At 68.6% G+C, this 20,205-nt stretch carries 18 protein-coding genes; 12 read left to right on the forward strand and 6 right to left on the reverse strand.

The window, feature by feature from the left end; all coding sequences use genetic code 11:
- Positions 1–217 precede the first annotated feature (217 nt).
- Both CAL25_RS10135 and CAL25_RS10140 read left to right on the forward strand, forming a co-directional pair.
- The gene (locus tag CAL25_RS10135; RefSeq protein ID WP_094799840.1) at positions 218–1,198 is read left to right on the forward strand and encodes a Bug family tripartite tricarboxylate transporter substrate binding protein; all 981 of its coding nucleotides are present in this window, start codon (positions 218–220) and stop codon (positions 1,196–1,198) included.
- A gap of 23 nt (positions 1,199–1,221) precedes the next feature.
- Positions 1,222–2,412: a M24 family metallopeptidase gene (locus tag CAL25_RS10140; protein WP_094799841.1), complete on the forward strand. Its 1,191-nt coding sequence runs from the start codon at positions 1,222–1,224 to the stop codon at positions 2,410–2,412.
- On the opposite strand, the gene CAL25_RS10145 is transcribed toward CAL25_RS10140, so the two are convergent.
- On the reverse strand, positions 2,405–3,370 hold the full coding sequence (locus CAL25_RS10145; RefSeq protein ID WP_094799842.1) for a LysR substrate-binding domain-containing protein: 966 nt from the start codon (positions 3,368–3,370) through the stop codon (positions 2,405–2,407). The genes CAL25_RS10140 and CAL25_RS10145 overlap by 8 nt on opposite strands.
- Positions 3,371–3,482: 112 nt before the next feature.
- On the opposite strand from CAL25_RS10145, the gene CAL25_RS10150 reads away from it, so the two are divergent.
- The 4 genes from CAL25_RS10150 (at position 3,483) to CAL25_RS10165 (ending at position 6,220) form a co-directional block, all read left to right on the forward strand.
- Positions 3,483–3,998, forward strand: coding sequence for a GAF domain-containing protein (locus tag CAL25_RS10150; protein ID WP_170948457.1), 516 nt, complete (start codon positions 3,483–3,485; stop codon positions 3,996–3,998).
- Positions 3,995–4,963: a Bug family tripartite tricarboxylate transporter substrate binding protein gene (locus CAL25_RS10155; protein WP_094799843.1), complete on the forward strand. Its 969-nt coding sequence runs from the start codon at positions 3,995–3,997 to the stop codon at positions 4,961–4,963. The genes CAL25_RS10150 and CAL25_RS10155 overlap by 4 nt, the downstream gene beginning before the upstream one ends.
- A gap of 76 nt (positions 4,964–5,039) precedes the next feature.
- Entirely contained in the window at positions 5,040–5,651 is a 612-nt protein-coding gene (locus tag CAL25_RS10160; RefSeq protein WP_094799844.1) for a GNAT family N-acetyltransferase, read from the forward strand.
- A complete protein-coding gene (locus tag CAL25_RS10165; protein ID WP_094799845.1) occupies positions 5,648–6,220 on the forward strand; it encodes a M23 family metallopeptidase in 573 nt (190 codons plus the stop codon). The genes CAL25_RS10160 and CAL25_RS10165 overlap by 4 nt, the downstream gene beginning before the upstream one ends.
- A gap of 104 nt (positions 6,221–6,324) precedes the next feature.
- Here the strand turns inward: CAL25_RS10165 and CAL25_RS10170 are convergent, their stop codons facing one another.
- Positions 6,325–6,873 (reverse strand): hypothetical protein, encoded by a 549-nt coding sequence (locus CAL25_RS10170; RefSeq protein WP_094799846.1) that lies wholly within the window; start codon positions 6,871–6,873, stop codon positions 6,325–6,327.
- 374 nt (positions 6,874–7,247) lie between these two features.
- On the opposite strand from CAL25_RS10170, the gene CAL25_RS10175 reads away from it, so the two are divergent.
- Together CAL25_RS10175 and CAL25_RS10180 are read left to right on the forward strand one after the other, a co-directional pair.
- On the forward strand, positions 7,248–8,096 hold the full coding sequence (locus CAL25_RS10175) for a hypothetical protein (RefSeq protein ID WP_212590891.1): 849 nt from the start codon (positions 7,248–7,250) through the stop codon (positions 8,094–8,096).
- A gap of 209 nt (positions 8,097–8,305) precedes the next feature.
- Entirely contained in the window at positions 8,306–9,484 is a 1,179-nt protein-coding gene (locus tag CAL25_RS10180; RefSeq protein WP_094799848.1) for an AI-2E family transporter, read from the forward strand.
- A gap of 19 nt (positions 9,485–9,503) precedes the next feature.
- Here the strand turns inward: CAL25_RS10180 and CAL25_RS24205 are convergent, their stop codons facing one another.
- The 4 genes from CAL25_RS24205 to CAL25_RS10200 form a co-directional block, all read right to left on the reverse strand.
- Complete coding sequence (locus CAL25_RS24205; protein WP_170948443.1) at positions 9,504–9,659, reverse strand: hypothetical protein; 156 nt, start codon at positions 9,657–9,659, stop codon at positions 9,504–9,506.
- A 127-nt stretch (positions 9,660–9,786) separates the two neighbouring features.
- Positions 9,787–10,557: a trans-aconitate 2-methyltransferase gene (gene tam / locus CAL25_RS10190; RefSeq protein ID WP_094799850.1), complete on the reverse strand. Its 771-nt coding sequence runs from the start codon at positions 10,555–10,557 to the stop codon at positions 9,787–9,789.
- Positions 10,558–10,634: 77 nt separating this feature from the next.
- The gene (locus CAL25_RS10195; protein ID WP_094799851.1) at positions 10,635–11,990 is read right to left on the reverse strand and encodes an NTP/NDP exchange transporter; all 1,356 of its coding nucleotides are present in this window, start codon (positions 11,988–11,990) and stop codon (positions 10,635–10,637) included.
- Between the two features lie 9 nt (positions 11,991–11,999).
- Positions 12,000–12,929: an aldo/keto reductase gene (locus CAL25_RS10200; RefSeq protein ID WP_094799852.1), complete on the reverse strand. Its 930-nt coding sequence runs from the start codon at positions 12,927–12,929 to the stop codon at positions 12,000–12,002.
- Between the two features lie 274 nt (positions 12,930–13,203).
- Between CAL25_RS10200 and CAL25_RS10205 the strand changes: the two genes are divergently transcribed.
- The 4 genes from CAL25_RS10205 to CAL25_RS10220 are packed head-to-tail and all read left to right on the forward strand — an operon-like array spanning position 13,204 to position 20,196.
- Positions 13,204–15,252: a TonB-dependent receptor gene (locus CAL25_RS10205; RefSeq protein WP_170948458.1), complete on the forward strand. Its 2,049-nt coding sequence runs from the start codon at positions 13,204–13,206 to the stop codon at positions 15,250–15,252.
- Positions 15,252–15,815 carry a MotA/TolQ/ExbB proton channel family protein gene (locus CAL25_RS10210; RefSeq protein ID WP_094799854.1) on the forward strand — a complete coding sequence of 188 codons (564 nt, stop codon included), beginning with the start codon at positions 15,252–15,254 and terminating at the stop codon, positions 15,813–15,815. The genes CAL25_RS10205 and CAL25_RS10210 overlap by 1 nt, the downstream gene beginning before the upstream one ends.
- Before the next feature lie 38 nt (positions 15,816–15,853).
- Positions 15,854–16,168, forward strand: a complete 315-nt coding sequence (locus tag CAL25_RS10215) for a DUF2149 domain-containing protein (protein ID WP_249279016.1) — start codon at positions 15,854–15,856, stop codon at positions 16,166–16,168.
- Complete coding sequence (locus CAL25_RS10220; protein ID WP_141217912.1) at positions 16,168–20,196, forward strand: cobaltochelatase subunit CobN; 4,029 nt, start codon at positions 16,168–16,170, stop codon at positions 20,194–20,196. The genes CAL25_RS10215 and CAL25_RS10220 overlap by 1 nt, the downstream gene beginning before the upstream one ends.
- Positions 20,197–20,205: the final 9 nt, after the last annotated feature.

Below are 20,205 nucleotides of genomic sequence, written 5' to 3' on the forward strand. Positions count from 1 at the left end.
TTTCATTTGCGCACGCCGTGGTGTAACGCGGCGCCGGCGGGTGCGCGCCTGACAGGGGGCGTGCTCGTTCCTGGCGGCACATAACCATGCAGAAACGCTAATGGCTCCCTCAGCTTTATTCATTGGTCGCTCATGCCCCGTCTCCCCATAATCCTCGGACAGCCATACAGGCGCCGCCGTCGGCCGACGGCGTATTCGACGATTCAAGGGGAACGACATGCTGAAGACGCTATCGCTGCGCGCGGGCCGTGCCGCGGGACTCGCATTGCTCATTCTGGGCGGACCCGCCGGCGCGGCGGGCTACCCGGACAAGCCCATCAAACTGGTCGTGCCGCAGGCGGCGGGCGGCGGCACCGATGTGATCGGGCGGTTGTGGGCGGACTATCTGTCGCGCCAGCTCAAGACGCCGGTGGTCGTCGAGAACCGGCCCGGCGCGAACGGCATCCTGGCCTCGAGCTACGTGGCCAAGCAGCCGGCCGATGGCTACACGGTGCTGGTGAGCGGCATCTCGTATCTGGCCTTCAATCCGCACATGTACAAGGACCTGGCCTATCGGCCGTCGCGCGATTTCGACGGGGTCAGCCTGCTGGTCAACACGCCGTTCCTGCTGATCACCAGCACCAACACCGGCATCCGCAATCTCGATGAGCTCGTCGCCCGCGCCCAGGCGCAGCCGGAGTCGCTGAACTTCGCCTCGGCGGGCAAGGGCAACTCCACGCATCTGGTGGTGGAGATGCTGGCGCAGCGCAAGAACATGAAGCTCACCCATGTGCCGTACAACGGCGCGGCGGCGGGCCTGACCAGCGTGGTCGCGGGGCAGACCGAGGTGATGGCCGACGTGCTGAACACCGCCGCGGCGCAGGCCCGGGCCGGCAAGGTCGTGCCGCTGGCCGTGGTGGGCACGCAGCGCGCGGCGAGCGTGCCGGATGTGCCCACGCTGGCCGAGCTGGGCCTGAAGGATTTTCCGTTGCCGGGCTGGTATGCGCTGGTGGCGCCCAAGGGCACGCCGCGCGTGGCGATCGACCGGCTCAACGCCGAGACGCGCCGCTTCTTCGACGACCCCGCGATCAAGGCCCGCCTGCAGGAGCTGCAGCTCGAGCCGCTGCCGTCCGCACCCGAGGCCGTGGCCGAGTGGACCGAACGCGACAGCGCGACCTGGGGCCCGCTCATTCGCCAACTCGGCCTGAGCAACGACTGACCTCCCACCTACAAGGATATGTAATGCCCAAACTCACCAAGGCCGTCTGGCAGTATCGATTCGACAAGATGACCGCGATGATGGACGAGCTGGCCGTCGATGCGATCATCTTCACGTCGGCCGATTTCTTCCAGTTCGCGACCAACTTCCATACCGACGTGCTGCCCTGGGAGCGGCCCATCTTCGCAGTGGTGCCGCGCAACGGCACGCCGTTCCTGGTGATGAACGAGCTCTCCACGCACCATATGCGGTTCTCGCAGGAGCAGGGCAAGGTCTGGATCACCGACATCAGCTACTACGCCGAACATCCGCGCGTGACGAATCGTCTGCCCCTGATCACGCAGTTGCCGGAGGTGCTGGCGGCCCGGCTGAAGTCGGCCGGCCTGGCGCGGTCGCGCGTCGCGGTCGAAGGCGGCAGCCCGGTGCTGGCGCAGGTGGGCCGGCTCCTGCCCGAGCTCGTGTTGCGCAGCGCCACGCCGGAGTGCCGTTCGCTGCGTTGGCAGAAGCACGAGGAAGAGCTGGGCGTGATGGCGGCGGTGGCCTCGATCTCCGACTGGATTCAGGATCGCTATCGCGAGAACATCCGTCCGGGCCGCCTGGTGCAGGAGCTGGACTTCGCGATGGCCTCGCTCTTCGTGCAGGAGGCCGCGGAGCGCTTTCCCGGCGAGCACTTCGAGGTGATCCGCTGCTGGACGCTGAGCGGGCCGGCGTCGGCGTCGCCGCACGGCGATGGCGCCTCCTGCGGCGCGCGCATCAAGGAAGGCGACGTGCTGGTCAACATCGTGATCCCCCGCTTGAACGGGCTCACGATCGAGAACGAACGCACGTGGTTCTGCGGCACGCCGTCGGCCGAGCAGACGCGGCTGTGGTCGGCGGCCAAGGCCGCCAACGAGGCCGCCATCGCCGCGGCGCGCACGGGCAACCCGGTCTGCGCGATCGACGCGGCGGCCCAGGCCGAAATCGAAAAGGCCGGCTACGCCGACTTCATCCGCCATCGCACCGGACACGCGGTCGGCATCATCCACCACGAGTATCCGGAAGACATGGCCTTCAGCCAGCGGCCGTTGCTCGACAACGAGGTGTACTCGGCCGAGCCCGGCATCTATGCCTACGGCATCGGCGGCTTCCGTCTCGATGACACGGTGGTCGTGGGCGACACCCCGCGCGTGCTGACGAACACGCCCAAGACGCTCGAGTACGCGACCGTCAAGTAGAAGAGGGATCGGCCATGCCGGGCGCGAAGAGGCTGCGTGCCTCTTCGCGCAGGGTCTCGCGCAGGGCCGGCAACACGATGCTGGGCGAGTCGGCCGCCCACAGCATGCCGATCGGGCCGAACTCCAGCCTCGACGGCACGCGCACGATGCGGATCAGATTGAGCTGCTCGTACATGTGCGCGACCGAGCTCGCGAGCGTGGCGATGTAGTCGCGATCCTGCAGCATCGACAGCAGCGCCACCAGCGAACTGGTTTCGACGGCGGGCTTGGGCGGCGGCATGCCCGCATCCACGATGGCCTGGTCGAGCCGCACGCGCGACAGCGTGCCCGGCGGCGGCAGAATCCACGGATAGCCCTGCGAATCTTCCCAGCGCGGCGCGGCGAGCTCGGCCAGCGGATGGCCGCGCCGCGCCACCACGCTGAAGGTGTCCGTCATCAGCCACTCGGTGCACAGCCCGGAGCGGCTGGCGCGCACGTCGAGCGGGCCGATGATCAGGTCGATCTCGCGCCGCTCCACGCGCTCGATGAGCGCATCGAGCAGACCCTCGACCAGCTCGATCTGCACATTGGGCGAGCGCTGATGCAGCGCGGCAATGGCACGCGGCAAGAGCACGGGCGCGGCCGACAGAATGGTGCCGATGTGCAGATGACCCGCCACGCCGCCTTTGACCGCCTCGATCTCTTCGCCGGTGCGCGCCGTGTCGCCGAGCACGCGGCACGCGTAGCGCCACAGAGCGCGGCCCGCCTCGGTGAGCTCGAGCGTGCGGCCGCGCACGAACAGCGGCGTGCCGACCAGGTCTTCCATGTCGCTCAGCCAATGCGATAGCGCGGGCTGCGTCATGTGCATGCCCTTGGCCGCGGCCGTCACGCTGCCCGCGCTTTCGAGGGCAGTGAGCACCTGCAGATGGCGCAGCTTGAGGCGGCGGGTCCAGGCCAGATCGGTGGGGGCGGCATCCATGCAGAAATGGTAATGGATATCTCAGGTTTATTCATTAGCGCCTATGGGGCTTGCCGGTCAGAATGCGTTTCGACCAGAACGAGGACAGGCCGTGACGCATACAGGTGAGGGGATGCCGCAGACGCTGCTGTTGAGCGACGTCGCGCAGGCGCTGGCACGGGGCGATCAGCCCGAACACGGCCTGCGCGCGGTGGCCGCCGCGCTGTCGGCGCGCATCGGTTACCGCCTCTTTACGGTGCTGGTGCTCGACCGCGAAGCGGGTCTCAGCCGGCGCTATTTTTCGAGCCAGCCCGAGGCCTATCCCACCGGGGGCGCCAAGCCGATCGACACGGGCAGCGCGTTTTACGCGAGCGTCGTCGAGCGCGGCGAGGCCCGGATCTGCGCGGATCGCGCCGCCTGCGAGCGTGCCTTCTTCGATCACGCGCTCATCACGTCGCTGGGTTGCGAGAGCGCGGTCAACGTACCGGTGCGCTGGGACGGCCAGACCATCGCGTCGCTCAATCTGTTGCACCAGGCGGGCTGGTATCGGGACGAGATGTTGCCCGAGTTGAGCTGGTACGCCGCGCTCTGCATTCCGGTCATTCAAAAAATCATTCACAACAGCCGTACACAGGGGGAACCATCATGAATCGCATCCATACCGGCGTGCTTGCGCTGGGCATCTGGGCGGCGTGCGCGCCGGCCCACGCCGCCGACGCGTATCCGTCCAAGGCCATCACCATCGTGTATCCGTATGCGCCGGGTTCGGCTTCGGACACCTTGACCCGCCTGCTCGCGGACGCGATGTCCAAGCGTCTGGGACAAGCCGTGATCGTGGACAGCAAGCCGGGCGCGGGCGGGTCGATCGCCACCGAACACGTCGTGCGCGCCGCGCCCGATGGCTACACGCTGCTGCTCAGCGCGAGCGGTACCATCGCGGTCAATCCGCACATTTACAAGCTGCGCTACAACCCGGTCGAAGACCTCGCGCAGGTCTCGATCGCGGTGGAGGTGCCGTTTGTCTTCGTGGTGGGCAAGGACTACCCCGCGCAGGACTACGCCGCCTTCAAGGCGCGCAGCGCCAGGACGCCCGGCGGCCTGAGCTCGGCGAACGCGGGGCTGGGCACGCAGGCACACCTGACGCAGGCGGCGTTCGCCAAGGCGGCCGATGTGAACCTGAGCATCGTGGGCTACAAGGGCGCCGCGCCCGCGGTCAACGATATCCTGGGCGGTCACGTGGATTCGATGATGGACAACGCCGCGTCGCAGATTCCGTACGTGACCACCGGCAAGACCACGGCCCTGTTCGTGACCAGCGACTATCGTTTCGAGGGCTATCCGCAGGTGCCGACCGCCAGAGAGCTCGGCATCGAAGGGCTGGTGCCGGCCGGCTGGTTCGGCCTGGCCGCGCCCAAGGGCACGCCGCCCGCCGTGGTCGACAAGGTGCAGGCCGCGCTGGCGGCCAGCCTGAAAGAGCCGGACACGCAGCGCAAGCTCAAGGAGCTGGGCTGGGTGATCGTGGGCAACACGCCGGCCGAGGCGCTCGAGCGTGCGCGCACCGACTACGCGCGGCTGGGTCAGGTGGTGAGCGCGATCGGGCTCAAGCCGAACTGAGGGCAGGGCGGCGAGACGCGGCGCGGCGATGGTGGCATAGTGCTACCCGTCGCCGTCCCCGCACCGCTCCCGCACCATGACAGAAGGCCCGATCTCCATTCCGCTTGGCTACACCGACGTCCCGCGTGGCCATATCGCCAGCATCGTCACCGACCTCGAAATGCGTACGCCGCCGCCCGCGGGCGACACGGCGTTGCCCGCCGGTTATCGCCTCGCGCCGGTGGAGCAGCTCGGGATCGACGCTTACCGGGCCTTGTTCCGCAAGGTCGGCGCCGACTGGTTGTGGTTTTCGCGGCTCTTCATGAGCGATGCGGTGCTGGCGGGCATTCTGGCCCATCCCGATGTGCAGATTCACATCGTGCGCGCGGCCGACGAGGATGTCGGCATCCTCGAACTCGACTTCCGCCAGGCCGGCGAATGCGAGCTGACGTTTCTCGGGCTGACGCCGTCGTGCACCGGCCTGGGCCTGGGGCGTGCGCTGATGCAGCGTGCCATCGCGCTGGCGTGGGCGCGGCCCATCGAGCGCATGTGGGTGCACACCTGCACCTACGACCATCCTTCGGCCCTGCGTTTCTACACGAAGGCCGGCTTCACGCCGTATGCCACGCGCATCGAGCTGCAGGTCGATCCGCGCCTGACCGGACATCTGCCGCGCCACGCGGCCGCCCATGTGCCGATCATCGAATGACGACCTCATCGCGTGACCGACTGCTGCGCGTATTGCCCTGGCTGCGCCGGCTGGCCGGCCCGGTGCTGTTCATCGCCATCGCGCTATGGATGGGCCAGAAGGCGTTTTTCGTGCTCGAAGGTCCGGTCAAGCGTCAGAGCCTGCGGGCGGACGCGACGCCGGATTCGCTGCCGATGCCGGTCGAAGGCGTGGGCATGCGGCGCGTGATCGTGGCAAAGGATTCCGGCAACCCCGCCGACCGGAGCGCGCACGGGGTCAACATCTATGCGGGCCGCGGCGCGCCGGTGCGGGCGGTGACCGATGGCGTGCTGAGTTTCGTGATGTTCAACGAGAAGCTCGGCAATGCGCTGATGCTCAGCGGGCCGGGCGGCATGTCGATTCACTACTCGCGCATGGACGGCTTCGCCGACATCCGCAACAACCAGGTGGTCAAGGCCGGCGACCTGCTCGGTTATGTCGGCAATACCGGTCTCAACGCCGGCGACGACGAGCCGCACCTGCATCTGCAGGTCTACGTGGACGCGCAGCCCGTCGATCCCTATCCGCTGCTGCGCAGCGGCGGCGGCTGACGCGCGCGTCGTCGCAAGCCTGCGGGCGGCATGCGGCGCTGAGCGCAGCGCAGGCGCTGATCGGCCGCCAGGCCGCGGCCGCGCGTGGCGGTATCCCGCCCGCGCTACTTGCGCGCGCGCTTTTCCTGCAGGGCTTTCATGTCGGCAAGGCGCTCGAGCAGGGCGTTGATCTCGCGCTGATACAGCGCGCGGAACGAGGGCGCCTCGTCCGGCTCGAGGTCGTAGCCGTCGAAGACGGCGAGCGTCTGGTCGGGCCGGTAGCCATACAGACTGGAATCGCCCTCGACCTTCAGCACCGGCGCGAAATCGGGGATGTCCTGTTCGCGCACCTGGTCGAGCATCACCTCGAGATCGAGCCACTCGGGGACGTCCGGCGCGAGTCCGAACACCATCACGCCGCGCCAGAAAGTCCAGGCCGGGCCGACGTCATACAGCTTGGCCTCGGGCCAGAGCTCGTCGCGCGCGGTCACGTAGACGCCGCCAAGCTTGGACAGCGACAAGGCACGAAACTCGTCGGGCAGCGCGAAGCCGACGCGGGCTTCGTAGGCGTCGAAGCGGTCGGCCTCGGCCGCGCCGGCGACGACTTCGAACTCCTTGATATCGACCGGTCCCAGGATGGACCACATGGCTTCGAGGATGGGCGTATCGGACATGGAGACAGTAAAAGAGAAGCCGACCGCTCGCGCAGATCGCAGGACGCGCGCGGCGGGCGCGTTATCGGGGACGCAAGCTTACCGCAGGCCGGGCGTGCGGCGCGGTTCGCCGGATGTTCGTTCGAACGCGTCTGCAACGCAACGCAAAACCGGGCGTCGCCGCGCATGAACTGGGCTGCACAGGTCTTAAGCAATGCCGCGTGTCACGCGCGTTCGCGCATGCCCGTAACAACTGCTCCCGGTGCGCAACAATCCCTCACGCTTGATCTGTCCCTTCGTATTGTCAGCCCCGGTGGGGCTGGCCTATTCTCGCGGCACCCTGGTACACGGCCCGGGCCGACAGGCTTCGACGGGCACACTTGATGACACTCACCATGAAAGCCGCTACGCGCGCATCGACGCGCTGGTCCCAATCGTTAGCCGGCTGGGCACTGGCCGCCGCCGCGCTCGCTCCCGGATTCGCGCCGCTCGCCGCGCAGGCTCAGAAGCTGCCGCCGGGCGCGATCTTCACCGCCATCCACAACATTCCCGAAAAGAACGTCGACGCGGACTCGGTCGAGCTCGAGAACGGCGTCATCTCCACCTATTGGTACGGTCACGAGTTCGACGTGGCGGGCCGGCATTTCTTCACGGGCTTCGTGTGGAACACGCGAGACGCCGAAGCGCGCAAGGGCGAGGATGTCGCCGCGCCGGATGTGCAGGTCAAGATCGCCCAGGCCACCTTCGAGCGTACCCATCCGGGCAAGACGCCTGCCTATTCGTTCTATGCCGTGGAGCGCAAGACCGGTCAGTTCGGCGGGCGCGAAAAGCCGCCGGAAGTCGACCCCTCGCGCAAGCCGCTGGAGTTTCATACCCAGGACAACCGCATGGTGCTGGCGGTGCCGACGCGCACGTTCGATAACGGCGTCGCCCTCGACGGTTATGCCACCTTCCTGTTCACGCTGAAGAAGGAATTCGAGCTGCACGAATGGCTCTGGGCCTACACCGGCTCCGTCCAGACGGGCGAGGACAACGCCGCGGCCTGCGACGGCGGGGCCGTCATGCCGTGCGCCAGCAGCACGGGCACACTGAGCTTCGTGGCCGGCGCCGGCGGCCTGCCGCAGATCCGCGTGGTACCGGCTGGCACGACCATCGCCGGTCCGGGCAAGACCCGCGCGCTCGGGGCGGCCGACGCGCAGACGTACCGCTTCGACGAAAAGACGAGGAAGTATGTGAGCGAGTGAGGGCGGGGCGGGACGGTTGCGCCATTGTCCGTGCCTCGGGCACGCCGGTTGCTCATGGCATCCCCAGCAATCAAAGGGGAGACATGAACATCGCGACGAAAACGGCTGTCCCGCGGGGCCGGCGAGCGGCGGCGGGAGCGGCCAGGGGTCATTTCAGTGGACGTATTGCCGGGGCAGCCCGGTCAGCGGCCGTCGTGCCGTAGCCAGCCATGCATACCACCTTGGATACCGAAAAGCCCGGCCCGAAGTCCACGCCGGAAGACGAAGAAGATAAGAAGGTAACGGTGCAGGAGGCGGGGCTCATCCCGGAGCCCGAACCGCCCGTGCCGCACGTCTGGGCGCGCGGCGCCTGTCTGACCACGCTGACCGTGCTCGCGGTGCTGTTCAGCCTCAAGGCGGCACAGGAGTTCATCGTGCCGGTCGTGATGGCGATCGTGATCGCCTACGCGCTGGACCCCGCGGTGACTTTGCTCGTGCGGGCACGCATGACCCGGGTGCTCGCGGTGGTTCTGGTCATGACGGCCATCACGATGGCGCTGATCGGCGTGATCTACGCCACCAGCGACCAGGTCGCCGACATCGTGCATGCGCTGCCCGAGATATCGCGCAAGATCTCCCGCACCTTCGGCAGCTTCGCCAGCGGCGAAGGCTCGGTGTTCGAACGCCTCAAAACGGCCTTGAGCCTGCTCGAGGATACCGGCGGGGGCGGAGGCAAGCCGGTGGTCGTTGCCAAGGCGGATCCCGCCATCAATCAGGTGCTGCTGTGGGGCTCCAAGGGGCTGGCGGCGTTCGTGGGCCAGGCGACCATGGGCTTCTTCCTGGTGTTCTTCCTGCTGCTCTCCGGCAACGCCTTCAAACGCAAATTCGTGAAGGTGGCCGGCAAGACGCTGTCGGAGAAGAAGATCAGCGTGCACATGCTGGATCAGATCAACAGCTCGATCCACATGTACATGTTCATGATGCTCGTGACCAACGTGGCGCTGGCGTTGCTGTCATGGATCGCGTTCCGGCTGCTGGGCCTGGAAAACGCCGCGACCTGGGCGGTTGCGGCGGGGGCCCTGCACATCATTCCGTATTTCGGTCCGCTGGTCACGGCCCTGGGCACCGGGGTGGCGGCCTTGCTGCAATTCGGCGAGATCGGTCCGGCGCTGGCCGTCGCGGGTGCCTCGGTGGCGATCGCCGTGCTGATCGGCATCGTGGTCACGACCTGGATGTCCGGCCGCATCGCGCGCATGAACGCCGTGGCGGTCTTCATGCTGCTGTTGCTGTTCACCTGGCTCTGGGGCGTGTGGGGCACCTTGCTGTCGGTGCCCATGGCGTTCATCGCCAAGGTGGTCGCCGATCACATCGAAGGCCTGGAGGCGGTCTCGGAGTTTCTGGGCGAATAGGGCTCGGCGGAGGTGGGCCTCAGCGCGGCAGCGGAGGCGCCAATCCCGCCTGCTCCAGACGCCATCGCGGGATCTCGTAGTCGTACCACGCGTCTTGCAGGCTGGCGTATTGGCCAAGCCACGGCGCGAGGTGCGCCTCGATGTCCGCCGGCAGGGTGGGCAGCCAAGCGTGCAACGCGTCGGGATCGGTGAAGGTAAGAATGTGGCCGCTATCCCCGCGCGGATGCGGCAAAACATGACGATTGCTACCGGAGATGGCCGCGGCGCCCGGCTCCGTTTGGGAGGCGGCCGCCGTGCCGCGGTCAGCGCGTGGCCACCACGAACAGACGCGGGAAGGGCAGCAGCACGGTGCCGTCGCTCAGCGTGGTGTACGCGCCGTCGATGGCGTCGTGATAGTCCTGGAGAAACGCGCTGCGGCCCGCGTCGTCGAGTGGCGCGAGGAACGGGCGCAGCGCGGACGCGGTGAACCAGTCGACCACGGCCTGCGTGCCGCCCGCGAGCGCATGCGTGTAGGTCGTGCGCCAGACATCCACCCGCGCGCACTGGCGATAAAGCAGTTCGTAGTACCACTCGCCGGCATGACGATCCGGATGCGTCGCCTGGCCGACCCGGTCGGCCCAGCGGCCGCTGGCCGCCAGCTCGCGCGCCACGCGGTGCGCGGGCTCGTCGAGGTTGTCGGGCGTCTGCACGGCCAGCGCGCCGCCGGGCGTGAGCGATTGCAGCAGGCGAGGGTAGAGCGTGGCGTGGTCCGGTACCCACTGCAGCGAGGCGTTGGCCAGAATCACGTCGTAGGGGGCATCGGCCTGCCAGGTTTCGATGTCGGCCAGCGCGAAGGCCGTGCCGGGCAGCCGCTTGCGCGCGGCGTCGATCATGTCCTGCGAGCTATCCATGCCGGTGACCTCGGCCTGCGGATAGTGCTCGGCCAGCACCTCGGTGGAATTGCCGGGGCCGCAGCCGAGATCGACGGCGCGGCGAACCTGCGCCTCGGGCGTGGGAATCGCCGCGACGAGGTCGCGCACCGGCCGGGTGCGCTCGGCTTCGAAGGCGGAGTATTTCTGGGCTGACCAACTCATGAGGTGTCTCCTGGTGCGCGGGCGTCCCGTGGCGGGGTCGTGACCCGGCGCGTGTGCGGGGTGTCGATGCAAAGAGTCTAGCGCGAGGCGCCGCGGATCGGCGCGTCCTTGTCCAGCGGGGCGGCGGCGTCGGCCGCTTCGTCGGCGGCCTCGCGGTGCCGCTGCGCGCGGCCCAGCGCGAGCCCGGTGGCGGCCCAGCCCAAGGCCAGCGCGGCGCCGATGAACATGGCGAGCGAAGGGTGATCGCCGAGCAGGTCCAGCCCGCGCTTGACCCAGCCGCTGACCGCGTCGCCACCCCGGTACACCGCCGTATCGATGAAGTTCTTGGCCTTGTACTTCTGCTCGGGCGAGATCACGGTGAACAGCATTTCCCGTCCGGGCCGCACCAGCGCGTATTCGCCCGCGCGGCGCACCACCATCACCACGGCGAACACCGCGAACACCGGCGAGAACGCCAGCGCCAGGAAGCCGAGCGCCACCACCACGGGCACGGCGCCCAGCAGGATGCCCACGCCCATCTTCTGGGCAATGCGACCGGTCAGGAACACCTGCGTCAGGATGGCGAGCGCCTGGACCAGCGTATCGAGCATGCCGAAGATCTGCGTCTGGCGCGTGCGATCCGGGAAGTGCTCGGCCACGATGCGGGCCTGCTCGAAATACAGAAAGGTATTGGCGCTGGCGAGCAGGATCACGAATAGCGCGATGCCCATCAGGTACGGCGAGCGGAATACCGCGGTCGCGCCCGCCAGCGGATTGCCGCCCAGCGGCTTGGCGCGTTGCGCGGCATCGCCGGGCGCGAGCGGATGGCGCGCCCGCCAGCGCAACAGGCCCATTGCCGCCAGCATGCTGCCCGCCAGCATCAGCGCCGACAGCACCAGCAGGCCGGCGTGCCCGAGCGGGGCGACCAGCAGCGTGCCCAGCAGCGGGCCGGTCAGGCCGCCGAGGCTCGCGCCGCCGGCCATCAGCGCGAACAGGCGTTTGGCCTGACGGCTGGTGAAGACGTCGGCGAGCACGCTCCATGCGAGCGAGATGCTGAGCAGATTAAAGACCGACAGCCAGACATAGAAGACGCGCCCGGTCCACAGGTCCTCCGGATCGGCGGAGAGCGCCACCGCGAAGCCCAGCAGGTTCAGCACGAAAAAGCCGTACACCCACGGCACGATGCGCTGGCGCCCGATGCGCGAGGCGAGCCATCCGAACAGCGGGAGGACCAGCAACGTGGCCACGAAGGTGGCGGTGAACAGCCACTGCAGATTGTTCACGCCGCCCGCGATCCCCATGACCTCGCGCACGGGCCGCAGCATGAAGTAGCCGGTGAACAGCAGATAGAACATCGCGAGCCCGCCCGCGACCACGCCTGCTTCGCCGGGCCGCAGATTGAACAGGCGGCGCAGGCGCTGCGGCAGCGATGCGGGCGCGGGGGGCGGCGGCATCGTGCTGCCTCAGCCGATCAGGTCGATCAACGACTGACGTTGCTGCGCCGTGAGCGGCTCGCCGTAACCGGCGCGCAGATTGTCCGACTGGCGATCCGGACGGCTGGTGGCGGGGATGACGGCCGTGACCGCGGGATGGCTGAGCGAGAAGCGCAGGAACGCCTGTGCCCAGGATGTGATGCCGGCCTGCGCTGCCCAGGGCGGCAAGGCCTTGTCCTTGACGCGTCCGAACAGACGGCCGTCGTCGAAGGACCGGTTCACCAGCACCGCCACGCCCAGCTCCTGGGCCAGCGGAAATAGCGTCTTCTCAGCGCCGCGTGCGTTGACGGCGTAATTCACCTGCAGGAAATCAGGCCTGACCTGCCGCACCACCTCGGCCAACTCCTCGTGGCCACTCTCGAGGTAGTGCGTCACGCCGGTATAGCGGGTCTTGCCTTGCGCCTTGATCTCTTTGAGCAGCGCCGTCTGCGTCTTCCAGTCGCGCAGGTTGTGCACCTGCAATAGCTCGACCTGATCCGTCTTGAGCAGCGACAGCGAGCGTTGAAACTGCTGCAGGCCGGCGTCGCGGCCGGAGGTGCCGATCTTGGTCGCGAGAAAGGCCTGCTTGCGCAAACCCAGCTCGGCGAGCAGGTCGCCCAGCACGGCCTCCGCCTGGCCGTAGCTCGGCGCGGTGTCGATCAGGGTGGCGCCGGCGGCGAAGAAGCGGCGCAGCACCTCGCGCAGCGGATCGCGGTCTTTGGCGTCGTTGCCCACATCGAAACTGTCCGCCGTGCCCATGCCGATCACCGGCACCTGCTGGCCGCTCGACGGGATGGTGCGCCGCTGCAGCGGCTGGCCGGCCGGTTGCGCGGCCAGGGCGGCGCGCAAGGGCAGGCCGGATAGTACGAGACCGGCGCTCAGGGCGGTCAGCCCGGCAAGGACGTGGCGGCGGGTTGGCATCCAGGGACTCCTTTTGACAAGGCGGGATCGGAGTCCAGTGTAGGGCATGCATAGCCATTCCTATTCCCGGCATGTCTGCCCTTGCAAAACAATATGTTATATCATTACAAAACTACAACAGGGGAAAGAGAGCAGCAACATGAAAGAGCAGGTTCGAAACACGCACCGCGAGGCGACCGGGCGGCGTGACGCCGCAGGCATGTCTGGCGCCGGAGCGGAAAGGCGCGGGGAACGCGTCTCGCGGGGGCTACGTGCGTGCGGCACGGTAGGAGCGATGAGCACGGCGCTTTGCGTCGCGCTCGGCGCGCAGGCGCAGCCCGTCGTGGTGGGCAGCGGCGCAGGCGCCGATGCACAGTCGGCCACCGTCGAGCTGAATCCGGTGGTCGTGACGGCCACGCGCAATGCGCAGCGGCTCGATGAGGTGCCCTCGTCCATGGAAGTCGCGGACGGCAAGGTGCTCCAGGAGACCGTGGCCACCAGTTTCATCGATCAGCTGAAGAAGAACGCCAGCGTCGATGTGATCCAGTACCCGAACGGCCTGGCCGGCATCGGCCTGCGCGGCATGCGGCCGAACTTCGAATTCACGATCAACCCGCGCACGCTTGTGCTCATCGATGGACGTCCGTCGGGCTCGACCAGCTTCACCACGCTGTCGCCGGAGAGCATCGAGCGCGTCGAAGTGCTGAAAGGGCCCGCGTCCTCGCTCTATGGTGCTTCGGCCATGGGCGGTGTGGTGAACATCATCACTAAGCGCTCCACGGGCCCCATCGGCGGATCCATCGGCGTGGGCTACGGTTCGTTCGACACCCGCATGACCGATGTCGCGCTGGGCGGATCACTGGGCGAGCGCAGCGACTTCGATCTGGCACTGGGCTATGTGAACCAGAACGGCGATTTCAAGACGGGCGCGGGCGACAGGCGGCCCAATAGCGACTTCCGCCGCACCTCGGGCAAGCTGCGCGTCGGCTCGGACCTGACCGAGGTCGTGCGCGTCGACGCGACGTTGGACTGGGCGGACCTGCGCAACAACGCACCGGGACCGCTCAGCTTCGATCCGCCCAACGCCTCTGCCAACGAGACGGACCGGGTGGGCGGCGACCTGCGCTTCACGCTCACGCCGCAGGATCACCTGATCACCGCCGTCGCCTATGCGTCGCGAGAGAACTACAACTACATCACCGTGCCCGCCACGGCGGATCGCTACCGGTCCAGCCGTACGGAATCGCGCTACCTGGGCTTCCAGCTTCAGGACGTGTGGGCCTTCAACGACACCATGACCCTGACCTACGGCGCCGACTGGCAGCGGGTCGAGGCCGACCGGTTTTCGTACAGCGCGCAAGGCGCGCGCCTCGCACCGTTCAGTCCCAACGAGCGGCGCGACAGCAATGGCATCTTCGCCGAATGGGGCAGCCGCTGGCTCGAGGACAGGCTGATCGTGACGCTGGGCAGTCGATACGACTGGATTCGCTCCAGCACCCTCAATACGCCTTACAAGTCCTCGTATACGCCCGGCGGCTCGGACTTTACGAGCTTCAACCCGCGCGGCGGCGTGGTCTACAAGCTGACCGAGCATTGGCGCCTGCATGGCTCGGCCGGCACCGCGTTCGCGCCGCCGCAGGGCAGCGAGCTGGCAGGGGAGAACGTGGAGTATGCCGGGTCGCAGCGCCGCATCACCACCGGCAATCCGGGCCTCAAGCCGGAGCGCAATCGAAGCTGGGATCTGGGCGTGGGCTATGCCGATGCGCGCGTCGACGCCGACCTGACGTACTTCGACTCCCGCATCCGCGACCGGATTCGTTCGGTGATCGTGAGCAATACGGCCACCGAGCGCGTCAGCAGCTACGAAAACGCCAATAAGTCGCGCATGCGCGGGATCGAGGCGCGGCTCGCCTATGACGCCGGGCACTGGTTCGGCCTGCCGTCCGGCCGAATTGGATTGTCGGGCAGCCTGACACGCCTGCTGCAAGCCGAAGACTTCGACGCGGCGGGCGCCACGCCGATCCGCAACGTGGCGAAGTGGAAGGGCAATCTGTCGCTCACGGTCAGTGACGGCCACGCGCTGTCGGCCACCTTGACGGCGCGGCACGTCGACACCCGCTACGACACCGACAACAGTCAGCGCAGCGTTTACACGGGCGGGCGCGGCGGCCTGTTCGAGAACGAGCCGTTCACGGTGGTCGACCTGAGCGCGCGCTGGAAGGTGACGCCCAAGGACACGCTGCGCTTCGATGTATCCAACGTGTTCGACCGCGACTATTACGAGAAGGCCGACTACATCATGGCCGGTCGCGCCTACTACCTGCGCTACACGCGAGCCCTGTGATGATCGACGCCAAACTCATTCTGGAGCAGATCGCCCAGCTTTTGTTTCTGCCGGTGCTGGGCCTGCTCGTGGCGCTGGTCGTCTGGGCGCTGGTGGCATTGGGGATGTTCGCACGCAGCGCCTGGGGGCGCTGGCGCGGACAGCGTCCGGCCCTGCTGCGCTACGCCGGGCGCATCGACGCGGCTGCGAGCAGCCCGCACGCCGATGCGGACCTGCGCATCGAGCAGGTGCTGGCGCAGGCCGAGCACGCGGGGCTGCGCAGCCTGAACGCCGTGCGATTCGCGGTGCGGGCGGGACCGTCGCTCGGGCTGATGGGCACGCTGATCCCGATGGCGGCAGCGCTCAATGGCCTGGCGCGCGGCGATTTGCCGGCCCTGGCCGACCAGATGGTCGTGGCATTCTCGGCCACCATCGTCGGCATCGCGATCGGGGTGGTGGCCCACGTGATGGCGATGGTGCGCGAGGGGTGGCAGCGGGCCGATCTCGATGCGTTGCGCCTGCATGCCGAGCGCGCGCTGCGTGCGCTCGAGTCGGGCGGCCCGGTGGCGGGAGGCAAGGCGTGAGGCGGCGGCTGCGCTACGCGCGCTCCCGGCTGGAGGGTGTGCACCACGACGATCCGCTGGCCGGTGTCGCCAACCTCTTCGACGCCAGCCTGGCCTTCATCGTGGCGATGGCGCTGGCGCTCTTTTCGGTGTTGGGATCAACCGATCTGCTGAGCGAGGAGGCGTCGTGGACGCTGATGCGGCGCTCGGCGAGCGGCGAGCTCGAGATCGTGAGCAGGGAACAGCAGCAGGTGAAGGTCGAGCGGGTCAGCGATCGTCAGCTGTCGGGCGAGGGCGAGCGGCTGGGTACAGCCTATCGCCTGCCCGATGGCCAGGTGGTGTACGTCCCGGAACAGGAAGGCAAGGCGCGGTAATGAGCAAGCAGAGGGAGCGGGAGACGTCGGCGCGGGCGCCGTTGACACAGGGGCTGGCGCCGCGACGCCGGCGGCGGGCGGCGATTGTGCTGGCGCTGGCGGCGTGGTGGCTGGGCGCGGCCTGGGCCGGGTTGCCCGCGGCGACGCAGGCCAGGGATGCCGCGGCAGCGGGCGTGGCGGCAGCCGGGCCTGTCGCGGCCAGCCGTCCGCGCGTTGCCATCATTTCCATCGAGCTGGCCCAGCAGCCCACCGCCATGCGGGCCGCCGTGGCGCGTCAGGCGGGCGCGTTCGACATCGATCTGTTCGGGCTCGGCGGTGGACTCTTGCCCGGCATCGACGATGTCGATCTGACGGCTTACGATCTGGTGCTCATCGAGGGTGTGGGTCCGCGGCTCGCGCAGTATCGCGGCCGCATCGAGGCGGCCGCGCGCCGTACCCGCGTGCTGGTGCTCAACGGCGCGCAATGGGCTCGGGGCAACGTGCCCGAGACGGCCGTGCCCCAGGCGATGGACTACTGGCGTAACGGCACCGTCGACAACTACGCCCGGCTTTTCGATTACCTCGGTGCGCGTCTGCTGGGCCTGACGCGGCCGGTGCAGGCGCCGGTTCACTACGCCGACCGCGCCTTCTACCACCCCGATCATCCGCAAGGCTTCGACACCGTGGAGCGCTATCTCGCGTGGGCGGGGCAACGTTTTCCGGATGCGGCCACGCGTCCGCGGGTCGGGATCGTGTTCTACCGCAGCCTCGTGCTCACGCAGAATGCCGCCGTGATCGATGCACTGATCAGCGAGACCGAGCGGCAGGGCGGCTTGCCCGTGCCCCTGTGGCGCAGCGATAGCCACGACACGTTGCGGCATCTGCGCGGGGCCGACGGCAAGGCGCGGGTGGATGTCTTGATCCTGTGCGCGAGCCAGATCGATTACACCGACCATCGCGCCGGCGTCGCCGACGCCCGCGCGCTGGGTGTGGCCGTGCTGGGGTGCACCACGGACTACACCCGGAACGCAGCGCAATGGCGCGCCGATGCGGGCGGTTTCGCGCCCGATCGCAGCGGTCAGCTCGCGCTGAGCGAGGCCAACGGGATGATCGAACCCCTGATGGTGGGCGCGCGGCACATACAGGCCGGCGGCGCGGTGGCGCACGAACCGATCGTCGAACAAGTGCAATGGCGCGTCGCCCGCGCGCTGGCCTGGACCCGGTTGCATCGTTTGCCCAATGCCGAGAAGCGACTGGTCATCGCCTATCACAGCGAGGCCGCCGACCAGGCGGACGTGGGCAGCGATCCCGACAGCTACCTCGACGCCCAGGCCAGCCTGGCGGCGCTGCTGCCGAGACTGCGGCGTGAGGGCTACGATCTCGGCCCGGACCCCTTGCCCGACGCGAAAGCGCTGGCCGAGCGGATGGCGCGCGATGGCGGCAACGTGAGCGCAGGCAGCGCACGCGACGCCCGCGATGAGCAGTCCCCGCGCGCTCAGGCCGAACTTGCGCGCCGCATCGCGGCGGGCAGCGCGGTGACCGTGCCGCTGCCGCAGTACCTGGCCTGGTACCAGGACTTGCCCGAGACGCTGCGCCGCGCCACCGAGGCGCGCTGGGGGCCGCCTCCCGGACGCTTGATGGTGCACCGGAACCCCACCGGAGAGCCCGAGATCGTGATCCCGGTGCTGCGCTTCGGCAAGGTGGTGCTGGCGCCCCATCCCGTGTGGGGCTATCTGCAGGACGCCGGCGCGCTGGCGTCCACCGGTGCGCTGCCCCCGCACCATCAGTACATCGCGTTCTATCTGTGGATGGCGCATGGCGAGCATGCCGATGCCTACGTACCGTTGTTCACGCAACTATCGCTCATGCCCGGAAAGCAGCAGGGGCCCTGGCGCGATGACGCGGTCGGACGGCTGATGGGCACGTTGCCGCACATCCAGCCCACACCGCTGCAGTCCAATGGGGGCGTGGGTAACAAGCGCCGTGCCAGCGCCACGACGACCGGCTTCATGCCGGCCATGGCGCAGGGCGAGCTGCCACCGGACCTGGTGGCGCTGCGTGACCGCCTCGAGGCGGCGGGAAACCGCGAGCTCGAGACGGAGCGGCAGGCCGTGCGGACACTGGCCACGCCGCACGCCCGTGCGTTGGGGCTCGACCCGGCGCAGGCGCCGTGGCATGACGTGGACGCGGCATTGCGGCGTTACCTCGAGGAGGTGGCGACGGCGGTGATTCCACTGGGCGGCCACGTGCTGGGTCAGGCCCCCGACGCCGACACGACGGCCCGCATGGTGCACGCCATGCTGGCCGGCGAGTTCGACCACCCCCCGAGTTTGCCCACGGTGCGCGCGGCGCTGTCCGGCGCGTCGACGGACATGCCCCCCGACGCCGCCGCGCGGACCCATGACTTCGCCGCGCGCATCGTGGCGGCGGGGCGGGAGACGGACGCGCTGCTGGCAGCGCTCTCGGGTGGGTACGTCGAGCCGGGCCCGATGGCCGATGCGGTACGCAACCCGGATGCCTTGCCAGCTGGCCGCAACCCATACACCTTTGCCACCCGCACCTTGCCCACGCGCGAGGCCTGGGACACAGGCGCGCGGCTGGCCGACGATCTTGTGTCGGACTACCGGCGCGGCCACGATGGTGCAACGCCTCGCAAGGTGGCCTTCGTGCTCTGGTCGGTGGAGACCGCGCAGAACCACGGTGCCATCGAAGCGCAGATCCTGCGCCTGCTGGGCGCGCGTCCGGTGTGGAATCCGCGTGGCGAAGTGGTCGACGTCGTGCTGGATAGCCGTGCGGCGCTGGGACGCCCGCGTGTGGATGTGCTGGTGACCACGTCGGGCACGTATCGCGACCACTTCGGCGACAAGATCGCCATGCTGTCCAAGGCAGTGCGCCTCGCCGCCGCGGCCGATGAGGCGGACAACGCCGTGCGCGCCAGCAGCCTCGACGTCATGGCGCGGCTCATGAATGCGGGTGTGGCGCGCGACGAGGCCCGTGCGCGCGCCGACCGCCGGATCTATGCGACCGCCCCTGGCGCCTATTCCCCGTCGACGCAGTTCGCCATCAAGGCCGGGTGGGACGAAGCCCGGCTGACGCAGCTCTACACGGACAGGCTGGGACATGCGTATGGCGAGAACGACGCCGGCACCGCCGACGCGGAGGGCTTCGTCGCGCAGATGGAGGGCGTGCAGGCCGCCGTCTTCAGCCGCAGCTCCAACGCCTACGGCCTGCTGGACACCAGCATGCCGGCGGCGTATCTGGGCGGTATCGGCATGGCGGTGCGCACCCACACAGGCGTCGAGGTGAGCCAGTACGTGGCCGATCTGAAAGACACGCGCGCGGGCGCTGCCCGTCTGGAGCCGCTTGCGCGCACCTTTGGCCGTGAGCTGCAGTCCCGCTATTTCAATCCGGCCTGGATACGCGCGATGCAGCAGAGTGGCTATAACGGCGCGCGCTATATGGCCGACCTGCCTGCACATCTGCTGCTTTGGGACGTGTCGACGCCCGAGCTCGTGAGCGATGCCGATTGGGCCGAGGTGAAAGCGGTGTATGTGGACGACAGGCTGGGCCTGGGTATGGACGACTATTTCGAGCAGCACAATCCCCATGCGCGCCAGCATCTGATCGAGAGCCTGATCGACGCGATGGATCGGGGCGCATGGCAGGCCGGCGCGGCCGAACGGCTGCAACTCGAGACGGCATTGGCCGACAGCCGGGCCCGGCACGGGGCCGACTGCGTCCTGCCCGGATGCGCCGGACAGCCGGTGGCCGGGACGGCGCCCGCGCCATCGGCCGCCGCGGCACCGGCAGCCGCGGCACCGGCAGCCGCGGCACCGGCAGCCGCGGCACCGGCCGCCGCGGCATCGGCCGCCGCAGCGCCGGCTGCCGCGCAAGCCGCGCCCGAGGCGCGGACGCTGACGCCGGTGGCGGGCTACGCGCTCGAGCCGCGTTCCGCCGCTCCCGCGCCGCCCCGACCCACGGTCTGGCCATGGCTGTTGGCAGCCCTGTTCCTGTGCGGGGCGGGCGCGGCGTGGCGCCCACGCTGGTGAGGGCGGCGG

Origin of the sequence: Bordetella genomosp. 5 (assembly GCF_002261315.1) — a bacterium.
In the GTDB taxonomy this organism is placed as follows: Bacteria; Pseudomonadota; Gammaproteobacteria; order Burkholderiales; family Burkholderiaceae_B; genus Bordetella.